We start from the raw sequence: 23,671 nt of genomic DNA on the forward strand, positions 1-23,671 counted from the left end.
CCAACGTTAAGCTGTTGAGTCGTTTTAAGTGTAATTCGGGGCAGAATTGGTAAAGAGAGTCGTGTAAAATATCGAGTTCGCACATCTTGTTGTCTGATTATTGATTTTTCGCGAAACCATTTGATCATATGACAAGATGTGTATCCACCTTAACTTAATGATTTTTACCAAAATCATTAGGGGATTCATCAGGGCTGAGTATTATCTAAACGTTTTAACCACATCTGATAATCTGGTGGTGTTGGGCACCATGCTTCTTGCTCTGCTTTGCTATAAATATCGGTATCAATAGCATGAATAGTCGAATGAAATAAATCGCATATTTCAGTTGCATAGGTTGGTGAGTATGATTTTACTTCGATTTTAGATACAGAATCCCGTTTAGATTCTGTTGTATAACTTCGACTGTCCATTATCATGGTTCTCCTCATTTTTATGATGTTATTTTACCACCTTATTTGGTGTCTGGAATTATTAAACCATTACAAAGAAACCTTTATACCTAGAGGGGAGGGTACAAAGTTCATAACGAAGCATCCTAAAAAACACCCGTTCCCATTTATACGCACAACCGCGAATTGAAATAATTTTTTTGATTACTATTACTAAATGGGTAACCATAAATATCTATGTTTGAGTAACTCAAGCCAATGCAATAAATCTGCTAGCTTTTTAGCAGATTACAAATTTAATACTGTATGGTGGAAATCACCATTCAGCTACTTAATGATCAAGTGAAATATTAACATATTGATTATTAAAAATTTCAATATTTGAATTGTCCGTAATATTAATATAAATCATATTGTTATATATGTGATCTAAAAGATATAGATGTATGTATAGTAATGAATACTTATGAACACTTAAAAAATAAGTATACATGATATAATATATTAATATATATAAAGTTTTTTGTGTTTATGTATAGTATGTATAGTTATCTGATAAATTCCAAATTAATGGGGGGTAATTAAATAAGTAAAGTATAGGGATGTATTTCCCCATTGGGTAGGATTTATTAATGCATGATAATAAGTTGTGCGTAACTCAAACCTAAGTAACAGGTTTTATCAATGGCGAGAGCGTAACCCAAATATTGGTTACGGTATCTAGATAGAGTTAATGATTAACAAGTTTTAAATTGCGGTTACCTGACAATGAGACATTCCCTTTACTGGCTTGCTCGACAAAGTCGCCCCACCAGTCAAGCATAATACGCTTTTGTTGCTCATACTCTGCCTTGTTGTAGGCTCTTCTCACTGCGTTTTTATCAACGTGCGATAATGCGCTTTCAATGACATCATAATTAAAGCCTTGCTCGTTTAAAGCGGTACTAGCTAAAGCTCTTAATCCATGTGCAACTAACTTATCTTTGTATCCCATGCGCTTTATTGCCATATTAGCGGTTTGGCTACTCATTGGTTTGTTATAGGGAGGTCTAGCAGTAGGAAATACAAACTCACTTTTATGATTAATAGTTTTCATTATCTCAAGGATAGCTAATGCCTGTGATGATAAAGGTATATTGTGTGGTCTATCCATCTTCATGCGTTCGGCAGGAATACTCCATAATTTTCTATCAAAGTTTATTTCGTCCCACTTAGCCCCTACGGCTTCACTTGGTCGCGTTAAAGTTAGCAATTGCCATTCAATAACGCATCGAGTTTGTAGTTCAATATTTGCCATAGCCAGTGCTTGCATAAATTCGGGTAATTCAGTAGGGGGGATAGTTGGCTGATTTTTAACTTTTGGGCTATTAAAAACATCGGTAATTCTAGCGAGAGGGTTATTATCGATAATTCCCATATTGACAGCATAATACATTATTTCATTAATTCGCCGACAAACTCGCTTAACTGTTTCGTATTTATTGTTGTTATTTAATGGCTGTAGTGCATTAATTGCTTTAATAGCTGTTACTTGGTTAATGGGAATGTCTTTTATATATGGGAAAACATGATTCTCTAATGAGCGCCAAGCTTTTTTTAAGGTTTGTTCTTCTAATCCTTGTTCGGTTTTGAATTTAAACCATTTTTGAGCCATAGCATAAAAAGTATTATTGCTAGCTTCTTGTTGTAGTTGCTCTTGTTCTGCCTTATGTTCTTGAGGATCTATACCTTGTTTAATTAATTCGCGTGCTTCGTCCCGTTGTTTTCGCGCTTGTTGTAGCGAAACTTCTGGATAACTTCCGAAGCTTACAGTAGTCCTATTATTAGTTATAGGGCGGTAATATCTGAACTGCCATATTTTTGCCCCCGTTGACTTAATAAGTAAAAGCAAACCATTTCCATCATAAATAGGATAATCTTTACTTTGTGGCTTGGCATTCTTTATTTGTGTATCAGTCATTGGGGTTACTTTTTTAGGCATACTTTTCTCTTATGGGACTATGAAATTATTTTAATATGTTTGCGTAGTCCTTAATATAGTCCTAAAAATTCTGGCTGTAAATGTATCTTACTGGTGCTTAATGAATAACAAAATAGGCTTTAATCCTTGTATTTGTTAGTTTTGATGTGTTTTAAAGGATTTAAAAGAATGTTAATGAATATTGAATTGGTGCCGTGGGCGGGACTTGAACCCGCATGCCCTTAGAGCACTACCCCCTCAAGATAGCGTGTCTACCAATTTCACCACCACGGCGCCGTTTTTATTCTGGAATATCTGAAGTCGGATTAATACTCTGTGGCTGTATAACAGGATCAGTCGTTGGAATTACTTGCCTATTACTGTTCGAGTTTTCTGTACTTTGCTGTGTATTTGTATTATCGCCAATATTTTTGAAATCATCGCTGATATTAGTTGTTTTTGAGCTACCAATATTAGACAAAATAATACTTAATGCAAAAAATAACACACCTAATATTGTCGTTGTACGTGTAAGGAAGTTTCCACTACCTGATGAGCCAAATAGAGTCGCAGATGCACCCGCACCAAAAGATGAGCCCATGTCAGCACCTTTTCCGCGCTGAATTAACACTAAAACGATTATCGCAAGTGCGATAATTAAATAACCTATAATTAATAGTTCGTACATTTCAACCTGTCAATTTTATGTTATAGAACAGAATTTATTGATGCGAAATATTAGCGAAAGAGTGAGCAACAAGCAAGTATATTTTGTTATTTTCTGTATTTATCATAATCAATTGTACGTTTTTAGGGAAAAATAAGTATAATGTCGCCATTTTTAGTCTCGCAAATTCTGTTGTATGAAATTTATAGTTAAACTTTTTCCTGAAATCACGATCAAAAGTGAGTCTGTTCGTTTACGTTTTATTAAAATATTAACGAGCAACATTCGTAATATTTTAAAACATTCAATTGATGATGTTGCAGTTATTCGCCATTGGGATTTTATTGAAGTTCGCTCTAAAGTTATAAATAGTGAAAGTCAAATCTTAGAACTATTAACTCGAATTCCTGGTATTCACCATATATTAGTAGTTGAGGAGCTTAGTTTTGTCGATCTACATGATATATATGAAAAAGCGTTTAATCATTTTGCCCCTTTAATTGAGAATAAAACATTTTGTGTCAGAGTAAAACGTCGTGGTAAGCATGAGTTTACTTCAATTGATGTAGAGCGTTATGTTGGTGGAGGGCTGAATCAGCATGTTTCGACAGCTAAAGTAAAATTAACTCGTCCGGATGTAACAGTTAATCTTGAGATAGATAAAGATAAGCTATTATTAGTTAAAGAACGCCATGCAGGAATTGGTGGTTTTCCTACAGGAACTCAAGAAGATGTTATTTCTCTTATTTCTGGCGGATTTGATTCTGGTGTGTCGAGCTATATGTTTATTCGACGAGGCTGCCGAGTCCACTATTGCTTCTTTAATTTAGGTGGAAAAACTCATGAAATTGGCGTTAAACAAATGGCTCATTATTTGTGGAAGAGATTTGGTTCTTCTCATAAAGTTCGTTTTATTGCCATTGATTTTTCGAATGTAGTAGGTGAGATTCTTGAGAAAATTGACGATGGGCAAATGGGCGTTATTTTAAAACGGATGATGATTCGTGCTGCTTCTATGGTTGCTCGACGTTATAATGTTGAAGCGTTGATTACTGGCGAGGCATTGGGGCAAGTATCAAGCCAAACTTTAACTAATTTACGTTTAATCGATAATGTGAGTGATACTTTAGTTTTACGTCCACTAATAACGTATGATAAAGAAACTATAATTAATCTTGCTCGTCAAATCGGTACTGAAGACATCGCTAAGACAATGCCAGAATTTTGTGGTGTGATATCAAAAAATCCTACAGTAAAAGCGTTGAAAGAGAGAATAGAAGAGGAAGAACAAAATTTTGATTTCTCTATATTAGATAAAGCAGTTGAAGAAGCCGAAAATATTGATATTCGTGAAATTGCTAAACAAACTGACAACACAATTACACAAGTCGATATGGTTACAATATTAGAAGATAATCAAATTATAATTGATATTCGTTCACCTGAGGAACAAGAGGATAACCCATTAGAAATTGAAAATGCCGATGTTAAGCTCATCCCTTTTTATAAATTGGCGACACAATTTGGCGATCTAGATCAATCAAAACAATATTTATTGTATTGTGCGAAAGGTATTATGAGTAAATTACAAGCACTTTATCTTATTGAACAAGGATTTAATAATATAAAAGTGTTTAAACTATAAATCTTAACAATTATTTACGACATTATTGCATTTTATCTATATAATATTTCTAAAAATATAAAATAAATTACAATAATAAAAAACCAATAGAAAAATTATAAATTTCTTAATTAATGAGGGTAGTAATGAATAAATTGCTCGTAGTTGATGATGATCCAGAAATTGCCTCTATGTTATGTGAATTATTAGAATTAGAAGGGTTTGAAGTCGTAATAGCTAATAATGGTGTTCAGGCTTTAGATAAATTTGATGATAGCATTGATCTTATTTTACTTGATATTATGATGCCAGAAATGAATGGGTTAAGTGTATTATCTCAACTAAGAAATAAATATACTGTTCCAGTAATTTTCTTAACAGCTAAAGATAACGAATTTGATAAAATTATTGGGCTTGAGCTTGGTGCTGATGATTATATCTTAAAGCCGTTTAATGATCGGGAGCTTATTGCTCGAATTAACGCATTATTACGTAGGAAACGTTGGGATAATATGGCTGTAACTTCTGGTGAGAAGTCAGTTCAATATACCATTGATAAACTTACCGTTAATCGAAAGCAGCAATCTGTTTCATTTGATGATAAATATATTGAATTAACTGGCACTGAATTTCAAATATTATTACAACTTCTTGAAAATGCTGGAAAAATCATTTCAAGAGATGATTTAAGCGAAAACGTATTAGGTAAAGAATTTTTACCTTTAGCCCGTTCAATTGATGTTCATGTTTCTAATTTGCGTAAAAAACTCCCCCCTCGTAGCGATGGTTTACCATGGATTAAAACATTACGTTCAAAAGGATATCTGTTTGTTGTAGATCAAAATGATGATGTATTACAAAACTAGCTATTTCTTTATATGGTAAGAATATATGTGGATCTTTGATCGCCTAACAATTAGAATTTTCACAATATTCTTACTTACTATTGCCTTCTTTCTTATTCTAGTAATGGTCTTGCCAAAGCTAGACTCTCGAAATTTAACCTATTTAGCTAATAAAGATAAAGAAAGTGGTAATCTGCTGGCTAAAGAAATCGAAAAAGATTTAACCAAGATTCCTAAAGATAGTTTCCGTTGGTGGATGAGATTCATAGTTGTAATGGATAATCATCAAAAAGCTGGGCAACTATTATTTATTGTTACGCCCAATCAACAAATTATCACAGCTGATACTAATAATATCGATTTAGTAAAAAGTTTTAGTGAAAAATCTCACGATGTTGATGATCCAGCTAAAAAAATCTATGATAACCAAGAAATTATTGGTCCTTTCTTGCTTCATTATGCTAATGAAGACTATCAATTATTTTTATTACAACCTGCGTCGGATATTCAGTCTCAATTTGTTAATTTAATTTTTGATCATCCTTTCTTGCTTTTGACATTAACGATGTTGGCAAGTACGCCATTCTTGTTGTGGCTATCTTGGAGTATTGCTAGACCAGCACGTGGATTGCGGTTGGCTGCTGAGCAAGTAGCCAAAGGTAATCTACAACAGTGGCCAGAACTCGAAAAAGTTGGATCATATGAATATAAAGCAGTAGGGGCAAGTTTTAACCGTATGCTTCGAGAGTTGAAAAGGATGCAAGAGTTACAGCAACGATTGTTTTCTGATATTTCTCACGAATTGCGGACACCATTAACTCGATTGCAATTAGCAACTTCACTGCTACGTCGTAAACAAGGTGAAAGTAACGAAGTTTTACGAATAAGTGATGAAGCGATAAAGCTTGATTCAATGATTGGTGATTTATTGTCATTAGCAAGGAATCAGCATGATAATAACGAAGTTCGTGAATATAAACAGTTAGATGAATTATTTAAAAATGTTTTAGATAATGCGACTTTTGAAGCTAATCAAATTTCAAAACAATTTTCAATTCTTACTCCCCCAACTAATAATACAATTTTGTGTTATCCAACGGCGTTATGTAGCGCGCTTGAAAATGTAGTAAGGAATGCATTTCGTTATTCAAATCAGCGAATTGATGTTAATTTTATTATTCAACAACAAACTGTAATTATCACTATCGATGATGATGGTCCAGGTGTTGCTGATAGTGAGTTAGAGCAAATATTCAGGCCGTTTTATCGTACTAATGAAGCTCGTGATCGTGAGTCAGGTGGCACAGGTTTAGGTTTAGCCATTGTTTCTAACGCTATTACTCGAGATAATGGCACTGTTAAAGCAGAGAAAAGCCACTTAGGTGGACTTAGAATTGTGATAGTATTACCTCTTCAAAAACATTAACAGCTAAGAGAAATAATTGTGTCAAATGCATCTTTAAATATTGTTTTATTTGAGCCTGAAATTCCTGCTAATACTGGTAATATCATTCGTTTGTGTGCTAACACTGGTTTTAATTTACATATTATTGAGCCAATGGGATTTTATTGGGATGATAAAAAATTGAGACGAGCAGGATTAGATTATCAAGAATTTGTTGATGTAAAACGTTATAAAAATATTGAGTGCTTTTTAGATGAGAACCAACTTGATTTAGCTTCTCAAGTTTATGCCTTAACGACAAAAGGTCAAAAACCACACAGTGAAGTAAATTATAAATCAGCTGACTTTTTGATGTTTGGCCCAGAAACGAGAGGTTTACCAGCAAAAATTCTTGATGCATTGCCGCAAGATAGAAAAATTCGGATTCCAATGGTTGCTAATAGCCGAAGTATGAATCTGTCTAATTCAGTTGCAGTAGTTGTTTATGAGTCATGGCGACAGCTTAATTATATCGGGGCTAAATAAATTTAAATTTTGATTTTTAATTACCAAATAAATGAAAAATTTTTGCAGATGTTTAACTCAAAAACCCCGTTCCTCAACTCAAAAATTTAATTTAAATTTTTTTACTTAAAAAAAAGAGGTCATATCGACCTCATTATTTAAATAATTATTTTGATGAATTACTATTTAACGCGAGAAACGTATTCACCTGAACGTGTATCAACTTTAAGTACTTCACCAATTTGCACAAATAAAGGAACACGTACAACGGCACCAGTTGATAATGTAGCTGGTTTACCACCAGTTCCCGCTGTATCACCTTTTAATCCTGGATCAGTTTCAATAACTTCTAATTCAACAAAGTTTGGTGGAGTAACAGCAATTGGTTGACCATTCCATAAGGTTAAAATACATTCCGCTTGATCGACTAACCATTTAGCATTGTCACCTACAGCTTTTGCATCAGCAGAAAGTTGTTCAAATGTATCATTATTCATAAAATGCCAAAACTCACCATCTGTATAAAGATAAGTTAAGTTCATATCAACGACATCAGCCGCTTCAACAGATTCTCCTGATTTAAATGTTTTATCAACAGTTTTACCAGAAAGTAATTTTTTAATTTTTACACGGTTAATTGCTTGTCCTTTACCTGGCTTGTAAAATTCATTTTCAACAATTACACACGGCTCGCCATCTTGCATTATTTTAAGACCAGCTTTAAACTCATTAGTACTATAAGATGCCATAAAAGCTCCAACTATCATTCTGAATTACAAAAATGAGTCATATTATACAGCAAAATGTTGAACAACCAAATAAAGATGAGTGGATTTTTGATCTCGCTAATGTAGTGACAGATATCAAAAAGCTTTATCATTGTCTGGATTTAAATTCTGAGGAAATTTCTTTACCCATGTTACAGGCAAGAAAGCAATTTCCACTTCGTGTGCCTATGGCTTTTATAAATCGAATGAAAAAAGGTGATCCTCAAGATCCTTTACTGCTTCAAGTACTTTGTGATGAACAGGAATTAATAAATGTACAGGGTTTTACTAAAGATCCTCTTGATGAGCAACATAACAATATTCCAGGATTACTACATAAATATCATAATCGCGCATTATTAATGACTAAAACTGCTTGTGCGATTAATTGCCGTTATTGTTTTAGGCGACATTTTCCTTATCATGATAATCAAAGTAACAAAAAGAATATTAGTATCGCATTAGAGTATATTGCACAGCATACCGAACTTGATGAAATTATTCTTTCGGGGGGCGATCCTTTAATGGCAAAAGATCATGAAATAGCTTTTTTAATAGCTGAATTAGAGAAATTTCGTCATATTAAGCGTTTACGTATTCATAGTCGTTTAGCGGTGGTGATACCTAATCGCATTACTTCTGAGTTGTGTCGATTATTTGCAAAAACACGTTTACAAGTTGTGTTAGTTACCCATATTAATCATCCGAATGAAATTGATAATAATGTAGCTCATGCCATCAAAGATTTAAAGAAAAGTGAGGTAACAGTACTAAATCAGAGTGTTTTATTAAAAAATATTAATGATGATGCTGATGTGCTAGCGAAGTTAAGTAATAAGTTATTTTCAATTGGTATTTTACCTTATTACATCCATTTATTAGATAAAGTACAAGGTGCGGCTCATTTTTTAGTCGATGATGATGAGGCCAAAAAAATCATGCGGCAATTGACAAAAAAACTATCAGGTTATTTAGTTCCAAAATTAGCGCGTGAAGTTGGTGGTGAAGCAAGTAAGCGAGTTTTAGCTATTAGTGATTAATGAAATTTGAAAAGGTCCTTACAATTTATGTTTCAAAATCCCGTTGACGAAAAATAAAATAGACTCTATAATTCGGACCTCTTTAATTAATGCTGTGGAGTTTATACTCTACAACTTGTTGATAAATTAGATTTGGATATAAATCGTCATGAAACGCACATTTCAACCATCAGTATTAAAACGCAATAGAACTCACGGTTTCCGTGCTCGTATGGCTACTAAAAACGGTCGTCAAGTTCTTGCTCGCCGTCGCGCTAAAGGCCGTGTTCGTTTAACTGTTGCTAGCTAATTTAAAGTTGAGTGACTAAACTCACTTTTCCTCGGGAGTTACGCTTGTTAACTCCCTTTGATTTTAATCATGTATTTCAAGAATCTATTCGTGCAGGTTCGCCTTTCCTGACTCTAGTTACACGTAAAAATAATCTAAGTCATCCCAGATTAGGCTTTGCTATAGCTAAAAAACAGGTTAAAAGAGCCCATGAGCGTAATCGTATTAAACGGTTAGTCAAAGAATATTTTCGTCACCACCAACATCAGTTTCCTAATATCGATTTTATTTTGATGGCTAAACAGCCTGTTATACAATTGAATAATCAACAATTAGTTGAGACATTAGATAAACTATGTCAGCAAATCATCAAAAAAAACTAAGTAAATTAATATTAATTATCAAACAGCATGTTTATGCAGTTAAAGCTTTGATTATTAATGTTTTTATTTTTATTATTAGTTTATATCAACGTATCATTAGTCCGTTATTTGGTCCTAAATGTCGTTTTACTCCCAGCTGTTCACAGTATGCCATAATCGCATTAAGGCGATTCGGATTGATAAAAGGTGGTTGGCTAACGGTCAAACGTGTATTAAAATGTCACCCTTTACATGAAGGAGGTGAAGATTTTGTTCCTCCTAAGAAAACTAAAACCAATAGAGAAAAACACTAATGGGATCTCAACGTAATATATTAGTCATTGCTTTACTTTTCGTTTCTTTCCTGATTTGGAAAGCGTGGGTAGATGATCATGCACCAAAACCCCCAGTTGCTAACCAATTGACACAACAAATAGGTGAAGATAGTTCAACAGCGGATTCAGTGCAAGGTAAAACTATCACAATAAAATCTGATGTATTGTCATTAACGGTTAATACCTATGGTGGCGATGTGCAATCTGCTCAATTGTTGAAATATGAGCAGTCTCTTCATTCGGGTACACCTTTCCAACTACTTACTTCTAAACCTGATTTTATTTACATTGCTGAAAGTGGGTTAACAGGTAAAGATGGTCCAGACAATGCAACTCAAGGCTCAAAAAGACCATTATATCAAACTGATCAATCTGAATATGTTTTAGCTGATGGTCAAGATGAGTTGAAGGTTCCATTTACCTATCAAGTTAATGGTGTAACTTATACTAAATATTACATCTTACATCGTGGTAATTATGCTGTTGATGTACAGTATGACGTGAACAATCAAACCCAAAATCCGTTAGAAGTATCAATGTATGGTCAGTTGAAGCAGACTATTGAACTCCCTAAAGATGCCGTTACTGAAGGCGGTGGCGGATTAGGACTAAGCGCATTTCGCGGTACAGCTTATTCCAGTGCCAACACTAATTATAGTAAATATAGTTTCAGTGATATCAAAGATGATGCGTTAGAAGTCAAAACTGAAACTGGCTGGATTGCTATGTTGCAACACTATTTTGCTTCAGCTTGGATTCCTACGCAGGAACAAAATAATTTATTCTATTCACGTGCAACAGCTAACAATTCACAAGCAACAATTGGTTTTAAAGGTGAAACAACAGTTATTCAACCAGGTGAAACGAAATTAATTAATGCCAAATTATGGTTAGGTCCTGAAATTCAAAGTGAATTAAAAGAAACAGCTAATCATCTTGATTTAATCGTTGACTATGGTTGGTTATGGTTCTTATCTCAACCACTCTTTTACTTATTGAAATTTATCCATAGTTTTATTGGAAACTGGGGCTTTTCGATCATTGTGATCACTTTTATTGTGCGTGGTATTTTATTCCCATTAACACGAGCACAATATCGTTCAATGGCTAAAATGAAGTTATTGCAACCTCGTTTACAAGCATTAAAAGAGCGTTATGGTGATGATAGACAAAAAATGAGTATGGAAACAATGGCACTTTATAAACAAGAGAAAGTTAATCCTCTTGGTGGTTGTTTACCATTATTGATTCAAATGCCTATCTTCCTGTCATTATTTTACATGTTAGGTAATACGGTTGAGCTACGTCATGCTCCATTCGCTCTTTGGATCCATGACTTATCTGCACAAGATCCATATTATGTTTTCCCATTGTTAATGGGTGCAACTATGTTCTTAATTCAGAAGATGTCACCAACACCGGTTACCGATCCTTTACAACAAAAATTAATGACTTATATGCCATTAATCTTTACGGTATTCTTCTTATGGTTCCCATCAGGTTTAGTTTTATACTATATTGTAAGTAATTTATTTACGATTGCTCAGCAACGTATAATTTACTGGGAGCTTGAGAAAAAAGGTCTACACGAAAAGAAAAAGAAATAGTATTGCCAAAAAGGAGGATTAAGATCCTCCTTTTTAATAGTTATTTTTTGGTATTGATGTGATGAATATACAACAACAATTTAATTTAATTGGTAACGAAAAAGGTTATTGGTTTGTTAGTCAAAATGGGCGATTATGGTTGCCAAATGGCGAAGTTCCTCATGGTATTGCTAGTGAATTAGGTTTTACCAACAAACTAGCTCAACCAATTGGTGAGTGGAATGGGCAAACCGCTTGGTTGATTTGCCAAGAAATGAAAAACTCTATGTCAACGATTCGCCCCTTACTTAATAATACTGATCAATCATTATTTAATATGGCTGGCAGAGCGGTACAATTGTCTGAGTTTTATCGTTCTCATAAATATTGTGGTTATTGTGGTCATGAGATGCATATTAGTAAAACAGAGTGGTGTTGTTTATGCAGTAATTGTCACCAACGTTATTACCCACAAATTTCCCCTTCAATTATCGTTGCTATTCGAGATAAAAATAAAATTTTATTGGCAAAGCATGTTAGGCATAATCAAGAAAATTTATATACCGTTTTAGCTGGTTTTACAGAGATTGGTGAAACAATGGAAATGACGGTTGCCCGAGAAGTGTACGAAGAGTCAAAAATAAAAATTAAAAATATTCGTTATATTGGTTCACAACCTTGGCCGTTTCCTAACTCCATGATGATGGCCTATTTAGCTGATTATGAGAGTGGTGAAATTACTATCGATAAAAATGAGTTAGTCGAAGCAAATTGGTATCATTATTCTCAATTACCTAAAATACCCGAATATGGCACGATAGCAAGACGTTTGATTGAAGATACAATTATACTTTGTCGTGAATATGATGAGTTTGGTGAGTAAAATTCATCATATTCACTTAATTAACAATTTATAAATATTCAATGGTTCTGGTTAAATCAATTTTACTTGAACCTTCTCCTACTGTTTCACAAACAGCTTTAGTCCAGTCGTTATTTTCGTTATAAGCGAAATAGGTACAAGTCTCAGTTGATTCTAACTCTTGTTCATTTTTATCATTGATGATTACATTACCTTTTGCTGATAATTTATATGTTCTAGTAATTGTTTTTTCGAGCTGATGATTAGTGTTATAAACTATATCTTTCTCTCTCACTAAAACGGGCAGTTTAGTTCGTTCATCTGATTTTATATAAGCATTATATAAAACTTGTTCAACCAGATCGCCGTTATAAATAATTTTACTATTAAAAACAATATTATTATCGGCAAAGTTGGATAAGGTTGTTTCAACTAAATGACCTTGTTCATCAAATTCATTAATTGCAACAATGTCACCATTATCATCTTTCATACCAATAATATTTTTTGAATCGTCAAAAGAAACATCGTAATTATTCCTAACATCTTTCATGCCATAAATATATTTGGCTGTATCATAGTTTATTTCGCCATATAAACCTTCAAGATCATAATTCTGTACATAACCTTGAGCATTATAATTGATCGTTTTTTCTGTCGGTCCTTGGATTTTTTGGTGTTTGATCAGTTTTTTATGAGGTAGGAGTTCTGGTTCGGTATGAAAAAGATAACTATTACTTACCAATATTGATGATTGGGATTTAAATTCATTATTTATATTTTTGTTTATAGCATTATTCTCAGTTTGGGCCTCTTGATTTTTGCTTGTACTTGAGGCGGTATTTGTTTCTGCCTTTTTTTGATTATCACATCCCGTTAATAAAAAAATAGTCAAAAAGAATAGATAGATATAATTTTTCATAATATTAGTCTCTTAATGTTAGAGTTAGAGTTTTATTTATATCTAATAAAAAAGCTTAATCAACTTCAGTATTTTATTGCAATCTTAGTCTGTTTAGAGCATAAATTTGAATTTCATTTGTATTCGTTTCTTATAGATAAGCTTTACAAATATTAGCAAATTGGAGGTCAAAGATATAGTTTTCGTCAGAATTTTTATTTTTAAATTAACAGATTACTTCGAAAAAAATGATGAGGTAAGAAAATTTAAATATTGATCATATCAATCTGCGATAAGTTGCCGATTGATATGAATCAGATAAAACCATCAATGCTCTGGGTTATTGAGCCATTGAGCTATTTGTTTGGCAAAATAGGTTAAAACCCCATCTGCACCTGCGCGTTTAAAACAGAGTAATGATTCCATGATGACAGATTTTTCATCTAACCAACCGTTTCCAATTGCGGCCATCAACATTGCATATTCTCCAGATACTTGATAGGCAAAGGTTGGTACCGCAAAAGTGTCTTTTACTTTACGAACAATATCTAGGTAAGGCAACCCAGGCTTAACCATTACCATGTCAGCACCTTCACTTAAATCTTGGTAAATTTCTTGTAATGCTTCATTAGCGTTGGCCGGATCAAGTTGATAGGTTTTTTTATTACCACCTTTAATGTTTTTTGCTGAACCTACAGCATCACGAAATGGTCCATAAAAGCTAGAGGCATATTTTGCTGAATAAGCCATTATTTGCGTATTAATAAAATCATGTGATTCTAGCCCATTACGAATTGCGCCAATTCGACCATCCATCATGTCACTAGGTGCAATAATATCAGAACCTGCTTGAGCTTGAACTAATGCTTGTTTAACCAAAGTACTAACAGATGTATCATTTAAAACATAACCACTATCATCAATAATACCGTCTTGGCCATGAGTGGTATAAGGATCGAGTGCAACATCACTTAAAATTCCGAGTTCTGGTAACTCTTTTTTTAGTGCCCTAATTGCTTTAGGAACTAATCCATTTTCGTTATAAGCTTCTTCAGCTAACAGTGATTTTTGAGAAGGCTCAATAGCAGGAAACAAAGACAATATAGGAATGCCTAATTTGGCAACTTGCTCTGCCTCTTTCACTAATACATCAACGCTCATTCTTTTAACATTGGGCATTGATGATACAGATTGAATAATATTTTTCCCTTCAACGATAAATACTGGATAAATCAAATCATCAACTGTTAAACGATTTTCTGCAACTAGGCGACGACTAAAATCATGAGCACGATTACGACGTAATCGTCTTTGGGGATATTGACCGGTAAAGACTGATGACATATAAATACCTATATTTTTGATTAAACGGTCTTATTATCTGACTCAAAAGTAAGATTAGCAAATAATTTGTTATGTCGTAATTATACGATATTTTACTTTACAACTTATATGATTTAGAGGTAAAATTGCGCACTAATTTTTAGTCCCTTGTGATATTAACCAAATTTGAGGTGAGAGGCACATGCCAGTAATTAAAGTACGTGAAAATGAACCTTTCGATGTAGCATTACGTCGTTTTAAACGTTCTTGCGAAAAAGCAGGAGTTTTAGCTGAAGTTCGTAACCGTGAATTTTACGAAAAACCAACAACTATTCGTAAACGCGCAAAAGCAGCTGCTGTTAAACGCCACGCTAAGAAATTAGAAAGAGAAAACGCTCGTCGCACTCGTCTATATTAATATTTATACTGAAAATTTAATTTATTTATTTTTTTAATATAAAAATTTTAACAAGCCGTACTTTTACTACGGCTTGTTGTCTTTGTGTAATGCCATAAATGGTTGAATTTTATCATGAAAGGTCTTATTCCTCGCGATTTTATTTTAGATTTGCTTGCCCGCACAAATATCCTTGATGTGATAGGTAAGCGCGTTAAAATGAAAAAAAAAGGAAATAACTATTTTGGTTGTTGTCCTTTTCATGATGAGAAAACCGCTTCTTTCTCATTAAGCGAAAAAAAGCAGATTTACTATTGTTTTGGATGTGGCGCTACTGGATCTGCAGTAAATTTTTTGATGCAATATGAGCGATTGTCTTTTCCTGAGGCAATTGAAGAGATAGCTAGTATGCAAGGAATCCGTGTTCCATACACGGATAACGAAAATAATCAAGCTGATGCATCAAAGCAAATTGAATCTCGTAATGTTCGTCGAGATCTTTATTCATTGATGTCTAAAATAACTGATTTCTACCAGCAGCAATTAGCATTATCGACTTCGGTAGATGCTCAAAAGTATCTTGAACAACGCGGATTAAACGCAGAGATTATAGCTAGGTATAAAATCGGTTATGCACCTAATTCAAAACAACTAACTTTTCAAAATATAGTTAAGACTGAAAATGAAGTGGTGCTATATGACAAGGCAGGGATGTCTGTCAATAACGATATAGGTAATCGATATGATCGCTTTCGTGGGCGTATCATGTTCCCGATTCGCGATAGACAAGGTAATGTTATCGCTTTTGGTGGAAGGACGATCTTCAATGAGTCGGCGAAATATCTAAATTCACCTGAAACTCCTATTTTTCATAAAGGTTTTCAATTATATGGACTTTATGAAGCACAAGAAACTAATCGTAATTTAAAGCAATTAATAATTGTTGAAGGTTATATGGATGTTGTTTCTCTTGCACAGTACGGTATTGATTACGCTGTAGCTGCTTTAGGAACAGCAACATCAGAAGAGCATATTAAGCTTCTATTTAGAGCAACAGATTCCGTAATATTTTGTTACGATGGTGATAAAGCCGGGCGAAATGCTGCATGGCGAGCGCTTAATGTATTACTACCTTGTTTGATTGATGGTAAAGATATAACTTTTGCTTTTTTACCACAAGATGAAGATCCAGATAGTTACGTGCGTAAAGTCGGAAAAGATGGCTTTGAAGATTACATAAAAAAGGCGCCTAACTTATCTGAATTTTTGTTCGATGAGTTATTAAAACAGGTCGATTTAAAATCAGCTGAAGGTAAAGCTAAATTGAGTTCACTTGCTATTCCTTTACTTGAACAGGTAAAAGCAAAAGTATTTAGACTTAATTTACTTCAAAAATTAGGGCGTTATTTGGGGCTATTGGATCTATCCCAAATTGAACAATTAATCGCAAATAATAATATAAGCGAAAATAGAACTATTGATTCAGCACCTGTGCCAAAAATGAAATTGACCACTATGCGGATTTTAATTGGTTTGTTACTTCAATACCCAAATCTAGCTAAAATGGTATCTGATATTAACGTTATGAGGCAAGTTAACTTAGCGGGAATTGATATATTTATTGAACTACTTGAATTATGCCAACAATATCCAAATATAACTACAGCACAAATATTAACAGAATGTATTAACCGACCATATTATAAACAGCTAAGTCGTTTAGCAACCTGGGAGTACCATTACCAAGATGATGAAATAGAATCAATTTTTTCTAATACTTTAAAAGAGTTATATGATAATATACTCGCCCAAAGGCAAGATGAACTGATCGCAAAAGAGAGAGTCTCCGGATTAAGTACCGCAGAGAAAAAAGAATTAGCGACACTAATACTTGTTTTATCAAAAAAAGACTAAATATATAGGGTATGTGTAGAAAAATACTTTTTATTCTGCACATATAATACACATGACCGAATAACTAAATGGTGATACTTTATGGAGCAAAATTCTCAATCACAGTTAAAACTCCTAATTATACGGGGTAAGGAGCTGGGATACCTGACCTATGCTGACGTCAATGATCACTTGCCTGAAGAAATCATTGATTCAGATCAGATTGAAGATATTATCCAAATGATCAATGATATGGGGATTCAAGTACTTGAAGAAGCTCCAGACTCAGATGAATTATTACTTTCAGATAATGTTCCAGATGAAGAGGCAGTTGAAGCAGCAACAGCATTAGTTTTATCTAATGTAGAATCAGAAATAGGTCGAACTACTGACCCCGTACGTATGTATATGCGTGAAATGGGTGCGGTTGAACTATTAACCCGTGAAGGCGAAATTGATATCGCAAAACGTATTGAAGATGGGATTAACCAAGTTCAAACCTCAGTATCTGAATATCCAGAAGCCATTACTTATCTCTTAGAACAATATAATTTAATCGAAAGCGGCGAAGTTCGCTTGTCCGATCTTATTACTGGTTTTGTCGATCCGAATGCTGAAGAGTCAGAAGAAGAACTTCCTGAAGAATTGGAAGACGGTGAAGAAGAGATTGATATTGACGATAGTGATGATGAAAGTGAAGAAGAAAGCGATTCTTCAGCTGATGATGATGTCTCTATCGATCCAGAAGTAGCAAAAGCGAAATTTGCTGAATTACAAGAGCAACATGATAAAACTTCTGCTGCAATTAAAAAATATGGACGTGCTCATAAAAAAGCACAACAAGAAATTGAAAATCTATCTGAAGTTTTCAAACAATTCCGATTAGTTGGCAAGCAGTTTGATATTCTTGTTAATAATATGAGAAGCATGATGGATCGAGTAAGATCTCATGAGCGTATTATTATGCGAATTTGTGTTGAACAATGTAAAATGCCGAAAAAACAGTTTATGACTCATTTTACTGGCAATGAAAATAGCATGGACTGGTATAAAAAAGCGAGTACTGGTAAAGGTGCATTTGCTGCTAAATTAAAAGAATTTGAATCATCAATTGAAGAGCAAATTAAAGCTTTACAGCAAATTGAAACAGAAACTAATCTTTCTATCGAACAAATCAAAGATATTAATAGAAGAATGTCTATTGGTGAAGCTAAAGCTCGTCGAGCCAAGAAAGAGATGGTTGAAGCAAACTTACGTTTAGTTATCTCTATTGCTAAAAAGTATACTAATCGTGGTTTACAGTTCCTGGACCTTATTCAAGAAGGTAATATTGGATTGATGAAAGCGGTTGATAAGTTTGAATATCGCCGAGGGTATAAATTCTCAACCTATGCAACGTGGTGGATTAGACAAGCGATCACTCGTTCAATTGCTGACCAAGCAAGAACAATCCGTATCCCTGTGCATATGATTGAGACAATTAATAAACTAAATCGTATTTCTCGTCAAATGCTTCAGGAAATTGGGCGTGAACCAACACCAGAAGAGTTATCTGACCGCATGCAAATGCCTGAAGAGAAAATTCGTAAAGTACTAAAAATTGCAAAAGAACCAATTTCAATGGAAACACCAGTCGGTGATGATGAAGATTCACACTTAGGTGATTTTATTGAGGATACTGCACTTGAGCAACCACTAGATGCAGCTACATCGGAAAGTTTACGTAGTGCAACACGTGATATTTTATCTGGTCTAACACCACGTGAAGCAAAAGTCTTACGTATGCGATTTGGTATTGATATGAATACAGACCATACTCTTGAAGAAGTAGGTAAACAATTTGATGTAACGCGTGAACGTATCCGTCAAATTGAGGCTAAAGCATTACGTAAATTACGTCATCCTAGCCGATCTGATGTTCTTAGAAGTTTCTTGGAATAAATTATAACTTTAGCTAAATCGCCACTTATGTGGCGATTTTTTTAACTTATCAAGCCAATATCATGAATATACTTCAACGATTTAAAATTGATCCATTCTTGCTGACTTTGATTTGCGTTGTGACTACAGCAAGTATTTTTCCATGTAAAGGACAAGCAAAAGTGTTATTTGAAAATCTTACAACTTTTGCTATTGGTCTATTGTTTTTTATGCATGGTGCAAAACTGTCGTTTGATGCGATAATTGTTGGTATAAAAAATTGGCGATTGCATCTGTTGATATTTACTACTACCTTTGTAGTATTCCCTATTTTAGGGATGATGATGCAGGTACTGGTTCCAACTTTTTTATCAGAAGATCTTTATTTAGGCTTTGTATATCTTTGTGTCCTACCAGCTACCGTTCAGTCAGCCATTGCCTTTACATCAATTGCAAAAGGCAATGTTGCTGCTGCAATCTGTAGTGCTTCTGCATCGACCCTATTAGGTGTCTTTATCACACCGGTATTAGTTGGATTATTAATTCATACTCAAGCTGCTGCTTCAATGAATATATTAGATGCCATTGAATCTATTATGCTTAAACTGATGGTGCCATTTATTGTCGGTCATTTATCAAGACGTTTTATTGGTAAATGGGTTGATAAATATAAAGGTGTAATTTCTAAGACCGATCGTATATCGATATTATTAGTTGTTTATGTGGCTTTTAGTGATGCAGTGGTTAATGGTATTTGGTCGAAAGTCAGCTTTTTATCTCTTTTAGAAATCATTGTGTATTCAATCATCTTATTAACTATTGTGTTATTAATTACGACTTATAGCTCGAGATTCTTGGGTTTTAACAAAGAGGATGAAATTACTATTGTATTTTGTGGCTCTAAAAAAAGTTTAGCGAGTGGTATTCCAATGGCTAGTGTAATTTTTCCTATGTCTATAACAGGCATAATAATTTTACCGCTAATGATTTTCCATCAAGTACAATTAATGATCTGCGCTGTTTTAGCTTCTCATTACGCGAAAAGAAAAATATAAAAATTGTTTTGCTCATTGGGTTATTCTCAAGGATAATAGAAGCGCTATTAACAACAGAAAGATATATTATGTTTCATCTATTTGCTGATTTAGAATTTTCTACGATTATATTACTAGTTTTAGCGCTATTTTTTGTTCTTTTTTATGAGGCAATTAATGGATTTCATGATACCGCAAATGCAGTTGCGACAGTAATATATACTAGAGCATTAAAAGAACAGCTTGCTGTTTTTATGGCTGGTATGTTTAACTTTTTTGGGGTATTACTTGGCGGGCTTAGTGTTGCTTATGCAATCGTTCACCTTTTACCTACTGATTTATTACTTAATGTAAGTTCTTCTCATGGACTTGCGATGGTCTTTTCAATTTTATTTGCTGCTATCATTTGGAATTTGGGTACTTGGTATGTAGGTATTCCTGCTTCTAGTTCTCATACTTTAATTGGTGCAATTATTGGTGTTGCATTGGCCAATGCGTTTATTATGGATACATCAATCATTGATGCACTTAATATTCCAAAAATGATACAAATCTTTCTATCATTAATCATTTCACCAATTGTTGGTCTTGTTATCGCTGGATTAATGATTTTTTTATTACGAAAATATTGGACCCGTAAAGGTCAAGGTAAAAAACGTAGTAAAAAAAGAGAACGAATTTTTATGACACCAGAACAGCGTGAAAAGCTATATGGTAAAAAGAAACCGCCATTTTGGATTCGTATTATGCTTATTATTTCAGCCGCTGGTGTAAGTTTCTCGCATGGCGCAAATGATGGGCAAAAAGGTATTGGTTTATTGATGTTAGTATTGATGGGCATTGCACCCGCTGGTTTTATTGTTAACATGGGGGCATCAACTTATGAAATTACCAATACCAGAAATGCGATTCATAATATTGAAGAGTACTTTATCACTCATAATGATGATCTCAATACAGTAATTGGTAAACAATCAGCAGTTGATACTGCAACTCCTGAAAATGATTTAAATAAATATCATTGTGATTATTCTCGATCCTTCACTACGTTAAGTATTGCTAACAATTTGTTCAATAAAATTAACGATTATGGTTCGCTTAATGTAGATCAACGTTCTCAAACTAGACGTATTTTATTATGCTTATCTGATACGGTATCTCATGTTGCTAAACAACCAAATGTATCAGCAGAAGATAAACAGTACCTAAAATCATTAAATAATGATTTATTAAAAACAATTGAATATGCACCAATTTGGATAATTATCGGAGTAGCTTCAGCACTTGCAGTTGGCACAATGATTGGTTGGCGGCGAGTAGCTATTACTATTGGTGAAAAGATTGGTAAAAAGGGAATGACCTATGCACAAGGGGTTTCAGCTCAAATTACTACAGCGTTATCAATTGGTATAGCAAGCTATACAGGAATGCCTGTATCGACAACACAAGTCCTTTCTTCATCTGTTGCCGGTACGATGATTGTCGATGGTGGAGGAGTGCAAAGTAAAACGATAAAAAATATTGCATTAACCTGGGTTCTTACTTTACCTATTTCAATTTTGTTATCTGGGTCACTTTTTTGGCTTGCTCAAAAATTAATTTAGTAGTAAAAAGGAAGAATAAAATCTTAATTTAATTAGAGCGTCAAAATAGGAAGGAGTGAATATTATGGCTTATAAACACATTTTAGTCGCAGTGGATTTATCACCTGAAAGTGAAGTTCTTGTTGAAAAAGCAGTCTCAATGGCTAGACCATATAATGCTCAAATATCACTCATTCATGTGGGCATCAATTACTCTGACCTTTATACAGGCCTAGTTGATATTAATATGAATGATATGAAAGATCGTATCACTGAAGATGCCCATATTGCATTAAATAAATTAGCTGATGATGCAGGTTATCCAATTGCACATACTCTTTCTGGTAATGGTGAATTTGGACAAGTATTAATTGAAGCTATCCACGAATATGGTGCAGATCTAGTTGTTTGTGGTCATCACCAAGATTTTTGGAGTAAATTAATGTCTTCAGCACGCCAGCTAATTAATAATACCCATATCGATACATTGATTGTTCCTTTGAAAGATGATGAGCCATCCGAAGAACCATCTAAATGAAACATACGATATGAACCCGCCTTGTAGCGGGTTTTTTTATATATTTTTATCTAAAATTTAGATAGTTATATTTTCAAACAAGTTGTATATATTTTGGCACCTATTTTTCTTTTCATTCAATATCGTTATACACTTGTAATTATTATGAAGGAGATTGGATATGAATATTGCTTTAGTTACTGGTGCTTCTTCTGGCTTTGGTAAAGCAATTTGCCGAAAACTTATTACTGATGGTTATAAAGTAATTGGTGCAGCCAGACGACTTGATAAATTACAAAAACTTGCACAAGAATTAGGTGATAATTTTTTACCGCTAACTCTTGATGTGACAAAAAAAGACTCTGTTGAAACAATTTTGTTACAGCAGCCTAAAGAGTTTCAGCCTATCGATATATTAATTAACAATGCAGGATTAGCTTTAGGTTTAGCACCAGCATATGAAGCTGATTACAATGATTGGGAAACAATGATTGAAACCAATGTTATTGGATTAGTGCATTTAACATATCAAATATTACCTGGCATGGTAGAGCGTAACTATGGTTATATTATTAATCTTGGATCAGTAGCCGGTACATATCCGTATAAAGGTGGAAATGTTTACGGTGCAACAAAAGCATTTGTTAAGCAGTTTAGTGCTAATTTAAGAACAGATTTATTGGGTAAAAAAATCAGAGTAACAAATATCGAACCCGGATTATGTGGAGGAACAGAGTTTTCCAATGTCCGATTCCATGGTAATGACGAAAAAGCTGCTGCGGTTTATAAAGATGTGGATTTTATTACACCAGAAGATATTGCCAATACCGTCTCATGGTTAGTTAATACACCAAATCATTTTAATGTGAATTCAATTGAAATTATGCCGGTCGCACAAGCTTCAGCAGGGTTATCAGTTTGCAAAGGAGTTTAAGGTGAAATTAAATTACCATTATATGATACCGAGGTTTTAAAAAAATAATAAAAAAGTGAATTGAAAAACAAAATAGACTTGCACTTATGTTAATGGATTGCTATTCTTCTTATTTGTGATTTTGATTGAGGTTTTAGCAATGACATTTTCAGAAGTAACAAAAACATTTGCGACAAGCTTACCTGGTACCGATTCGTATGTAAAACTACGTAAGGCTATGAGGTCATTAATCCAAGAAGATCCGAATAACGCATCGGTTTACTTTTTAATTTTTGGATTTGCTCGCACTTATGTGATGTTATATGAAGATCAGGAAGTTTCACCACAATTTGCTGAAGACAATCAAAAATTAATGTTATCGTATCTCAACATACTTGATGAGGCATTACAAAAACAAAATGCCGAAAGTATCTATCAAGCCTTAAATAAGGTAGTGAATGAATACGAAAACAGCAAAAAGGTATTTTAATTATTTACAGCCTGACATGAAAATGTCGGGCTGTTTTGTTTAGGGTTTAGTTAAGGAAAAATAATGAAAATGGTAATGATGAT

Annotated in this window: 25 protein-coding genes and 1 tRNA gene; 18 read left to right on the forward strand and 8 right to left on the reverse strand. The window is 33.7% G+C overall.

Annotated elements, in window-relative coordinates:
- The 5 genes from J3U00_RS00005 to secG form a co-directional block, all read right to left on the reverse strand.
- Window positions 1-85 (reverse strand): transposase (locus J3U00_RS00005; RefSeq protein ID WP_072075904.1); only part of this gene is annotated, 85 nt, incomplete at its 3' end.
- 103 nt (window positions 86-188) lie between these two features.
- Window positions 189-413, reverse strand: a complete 225-nt coding sequence (locus tag J3U00_RS00010; RefSeq protein WP_267331145.1) for a hypothetical protein — start codon at window positions 411-413, stop codon at window positions 189-191.
- A 709-nt stretch (window positions 414-1,122) separates the two neighbouring features.
- A complete protein-coding gene (locus J3U00_RS00015; protein WP_267331146.1) occupies window positions 1,123-2,373 on the reverse strand; it encodes an integrase domain-containing protein in 1,251 nt (416 codons plus the stop codon).
- A gap of 187 nt (window positions 2,374-2,560) precedes the next feature.
- Window positions 2,561-2,646: transfer RNA gene (locus J3U00_RS00020), tRNA-Leu, on the reverse strand.
- A gap of 7 nt (window positions 2,647-2,653) precedes the next feature.
- A complete protein-coding gene (gene secG / locus J3U00_RS11595) occupies window positions 2,654-3,040 on the reverse strand; it encodes a preprotein translocase subunit SecG (protein WP_324169883.1) in 387 nt (128 codons plus the stop codon).
- A gap of 175 nt (window positions 3,041-3,215) precedes the next feature.
- On the opposite strand from secG, the gene thiI reads away from it, so the two are divergent.
- The 4 genes from thiI (at window position 3,216) to trmL (ending at window position 7,418) form a co-directional block, all read left to right on the forward strand.
- The gene (gene thiI, locus J3U00_RS00030; protein WP_267331147.1) at window positions 3,216-4,664 is read left to right on the forward strand and encodes a tRNA uracil 4-sulfurtransferase ThiI; all 1,449 of its coding nucleotides are present in this window, start codon (window positions 3,216-3,218) and stop codon (window positions 4,662-4,664) included.
- A gap of 125 nt (window positions 4,665-4,789) precedes the next feature.
- Window positions 4,790-5,509 carry a response regulator gene (locus J3U00_RS00035; protein ID WP_065562357.1) on the forward strand — a complete coding sequence of 240 codons (720 nt, stop codon included), beginning with the start codon at window positions 4,790-4,792 and terminating at the stop codon, window positions 5,507-5,509.
- A gap of 31 nt (window positions 5,510-5,540) precedes the next feature.
- Window positions 5,541-6,914, forward strand: coding sequence for an envelope stress sensor histidine kinase CpxA (cpxA, locus tag J3U00_RS00040; RefSeq protein WP_267331489.1), 1,374 nt, complete (start codon window positions 5,541-5,543; stop codon window positions 6,912-6,914).
- Window positions 6,915-6,932: 18 nt separating this feature from the next.
- Entirely contained in the window at window positions 6,933-7,418 is a 486-nt protein-coding gene (gene trmL / locus J3U00_RS00045; protein WP_267331148.1) for a tRNA (uridine(34)/cytosine(34)/5-carboxymethylaminomethyluridine(34)-2'-O)-methyltransferase TrmL, read from the forward strand.
- Window positions 7,419-7,579: 161 nt separating this feature from the next.
- On the opposite strand, the gene efp is transcribed toward trmL, so the two are convergent.
- Window positions 7,580-8,146: an elongation factor P gene (efp, locus tag J3U00_RS00050; RefSeq protein ID WP_034882790.1), complete on the reverse strand. Its 567-nt coding sequence runs from the start codon at window positions 8,144-8,146 to the stop codon at window positions 7,580-7,582.
- Window positions 8,147-8,178: 32 nt separating this feature from the next.
- On the opposite strand from efp, the gene epmB reads away from it, so the two are divergent.
- From epmB to nudC, 6 genes are all read left to right on the forward strand, one after another.
- Window positions 8,179-9,204 carry an EF-P beta-lysylation protein EpmB gene (epmB, locus tag J3U00_RS00055; protein WP_267331149.1) on the forward strand — a complete coding sequence of 342 codons (1,026 nt, stop codon included), beginning with the start codon at window positions 8,179-8,181 and terminating at the stop codon, window positions 9,202-9,204.
- Between the two features lie 148 nt (window positions 9,205-9,352).
- On the forward strand, window positions 9,353-9,493 hold the full coding sequence (gene rpmH / locus J3U00_RS00060) for a 50S ribosomal protein L34 (RefSeq protein ID WP_025314679.1): 141 nt from the start codon (window positions 9,353-9,355) through the stop codon (window positions 9,491-9,493).
- 11 nt (window positions 9,494-9,504) lie between these two features.
- Window positions 9,505-9,855 carry a ribonuclease P protein component gene (gene rnpA, locus J3U00_RS00065; RefSeq protein WP_267338196.1) on the forward strand — a complete coding sequence of 117 codons (351 nt, stop codon included), beginning with the start codon at window positions 9,505-9,507 and terminating at the stop codon, window positions 9,853-9,855.
- Window positions 9,828-10,148 (forward strand): membrane protein insertion efficiency factor YidD, encoded by a 321-nt coding sequence (gene yidD / locus J3U00_RS00070; RefSeq protein ID WP_416379867.1) that lies wholly within the window; start codon window positions 9,828-9,830, stop codon window positions 10,146-10,148. The genes rnpA and yidD overlap by 28 nt, the downstream gene beginning before the upstream one ends.
- On the forward strand, window positions 10,148-11,776 hold the full coding sequence (gene yidC, locus J3U00_RS00075) for a membrane protein insertase YidC (RefSeq protein ID WP_065734798.1): 1,629 nt from the start codon (window positions 10,148-10,150) through the stop codon (window positions 11,774-11,776). The genes yidD and yidC overlap by 1 nt, the downstream gene beginning before the upstream one ends.
- A gap of 61 nt (window positions 11,777-11,837) precedes the next feature.
- The gene (gene nudC / locus J3U00_RS00080) at window positions 11,838-12,638 is read left to right on the forward strand and encodes an NAD(+) diphosphatase (RefSeq protein WP_267331150.1); all 801 of its coding nucleotides are present in this window, start codon (window positions 11,838-11,840) and stop codon (window positions 12,636-12,638) included.
- A 28-nt stretch (window positions 12,639-12,666) separates the two neighbouring features.
- On the opposite strand, the gene J3U00_RS00085 is transcribed toward nudC, so the two are convergent.
- Both J3U00_RS00085 and hemB read right to left on the reverse strand, forming a co-directional pair.
- Complete coding sequence (locus J3U00_RS00085; RefSeq protein ID WP_267331151.1) at window positions 12,667-13,539, reverse strand: hypothetical protein; 873 nt, start codon at window positions 13,537-13,539, stop codon at window positions 12,667-12,669.
- Between the two features lie 306 nt (window positions 13,540-13,845).
- Window positions 13,846-14,862: a porphobilinogen synthase gene (gene hemB, locus J3U00_RS00090; protein WP_065734799.1), complete on the reverse strand. Its 1,017-nt coding sequence runs from the start codon at window positions 14,860-14,862 to the stop codon at window positions 13,846-13,848.
- A 181-nt stretch (window positions 14,863-15,043) separates the two neighbouring features.
- Between hemB and rpsU the strand changes: the two genes are divergently transcribed.
- The 8 genes from rpsU (at window position 15,044) to J3U00_RS00130 (ending at window position 23,588) form a co-directional block, all read left to right on the forward strand.
- Window positions 15,044-15,259, forward strand: coding sequence for a 30S ribosomal protein S21 (gene rpsU, locus J3U00_RS00095; protein ID WP_034882800.1), 216 nt, complete (start codon window positions 15,044-15,046; stop codon window positions 15,257-15,259).
- Window positions 15,260-15,373: 114 nt separating this feature from the next.
- Window positions 15,374-17,152 (forward strand): DNA primase, encoded by a 1,779-nt coding sequence (dnaG, locus tag J3U00_RS00100; protein WP_065734800.1) that lies wholly within the window; start codon window positions 15,374-15,376, stop codon window positions 17,150-17,152.
- 81 nt (window positions 17,153-17,233) lie between these two features.
- Entirely contained in the window at window positions 17,234-19,072 is a 1,839-nt protein-coding gene (rpoD, locus tag J3U00_RS00105; RefSeq protein WP_065562347.1) for an RNA polymerase sigma factor RpoD, read from the forward strand.
- 62 nt (window positions 19,073-19,134) lie between these two features.
- The gene (locus J3U00_RS00110) at window positions 19,135-20,106 is read left to right on the forward strand and encodes a bile acid:sodium symporter family protein (RefSeq protein ID WP_267331152.1); all 972 of its coding nucleotides are present in this window, start codon (window positions 19,135-19,137) and stop codon (window positions 20,104-20,106) included.
- Between the two features lie 68 nt (window positions 20,107-20,174).
- Window positions 20,175-21,689, forward strand: a complete 1,515-nt coding sequence (pitA, locus tag J3U00_RS00115; protein WP_065562346.1) for an inorganic phosphate transporter PitA — start codon at window positions 20,175-20,177, stop codon at window positions 21,687-21,689.
- Window positions 21,690-21,753: 64 nt separating this feature from the next.
- Window positions 21,754-22,206 (forward strand): universal stress protein UspA, encoded by a 453-nt coding sequence (gene uspA / locus J3U00_RS00120; RefSeq protein WP_065562345.1) that lies wholly within the window; start codon window positions 21,754-21,756, stop codon window positions 22,204-22,206.
- A 160-nt stretch (window positions 22,207-22,366) separates the two neighbouring features.
- On the forward strand, window positions 22,367-23,119 hold the full coding sequence (locus J3U00_RS00125) for an SDR family oxidoreductase (protein ID WP_267331153.1): 753 nt from the start codon (window positions 22,367-22,369) through the stop codon (window positions 23,117-23,119).
- Window positions 23,120-23,258: 139 nt separating this feature from the next.
- Window positions 23,259-23,588 (forward strand): hypothetical protein, encoded by a 330-nt coding sequence (locus J3U00_RS00130; RefSeq protein ID WP_065562343.1) that lies wholly within the window; start codon window positions 23,259-23,261, stop codon window positions 23,586-23,588.
- Window positions 23,589-23,671: the final 83 nt, after the last annotated feature.

Origin of the sequence: Gilliamella sp. B3127, assembly GCF_026536935.1 — a bacterium.
Lineage (GTDB): Bacteria > Pseudomonadota > Gammaproteobacteria > Enterobacterales > Orbaceae > Gilliamella > Gilliamella apicola_E.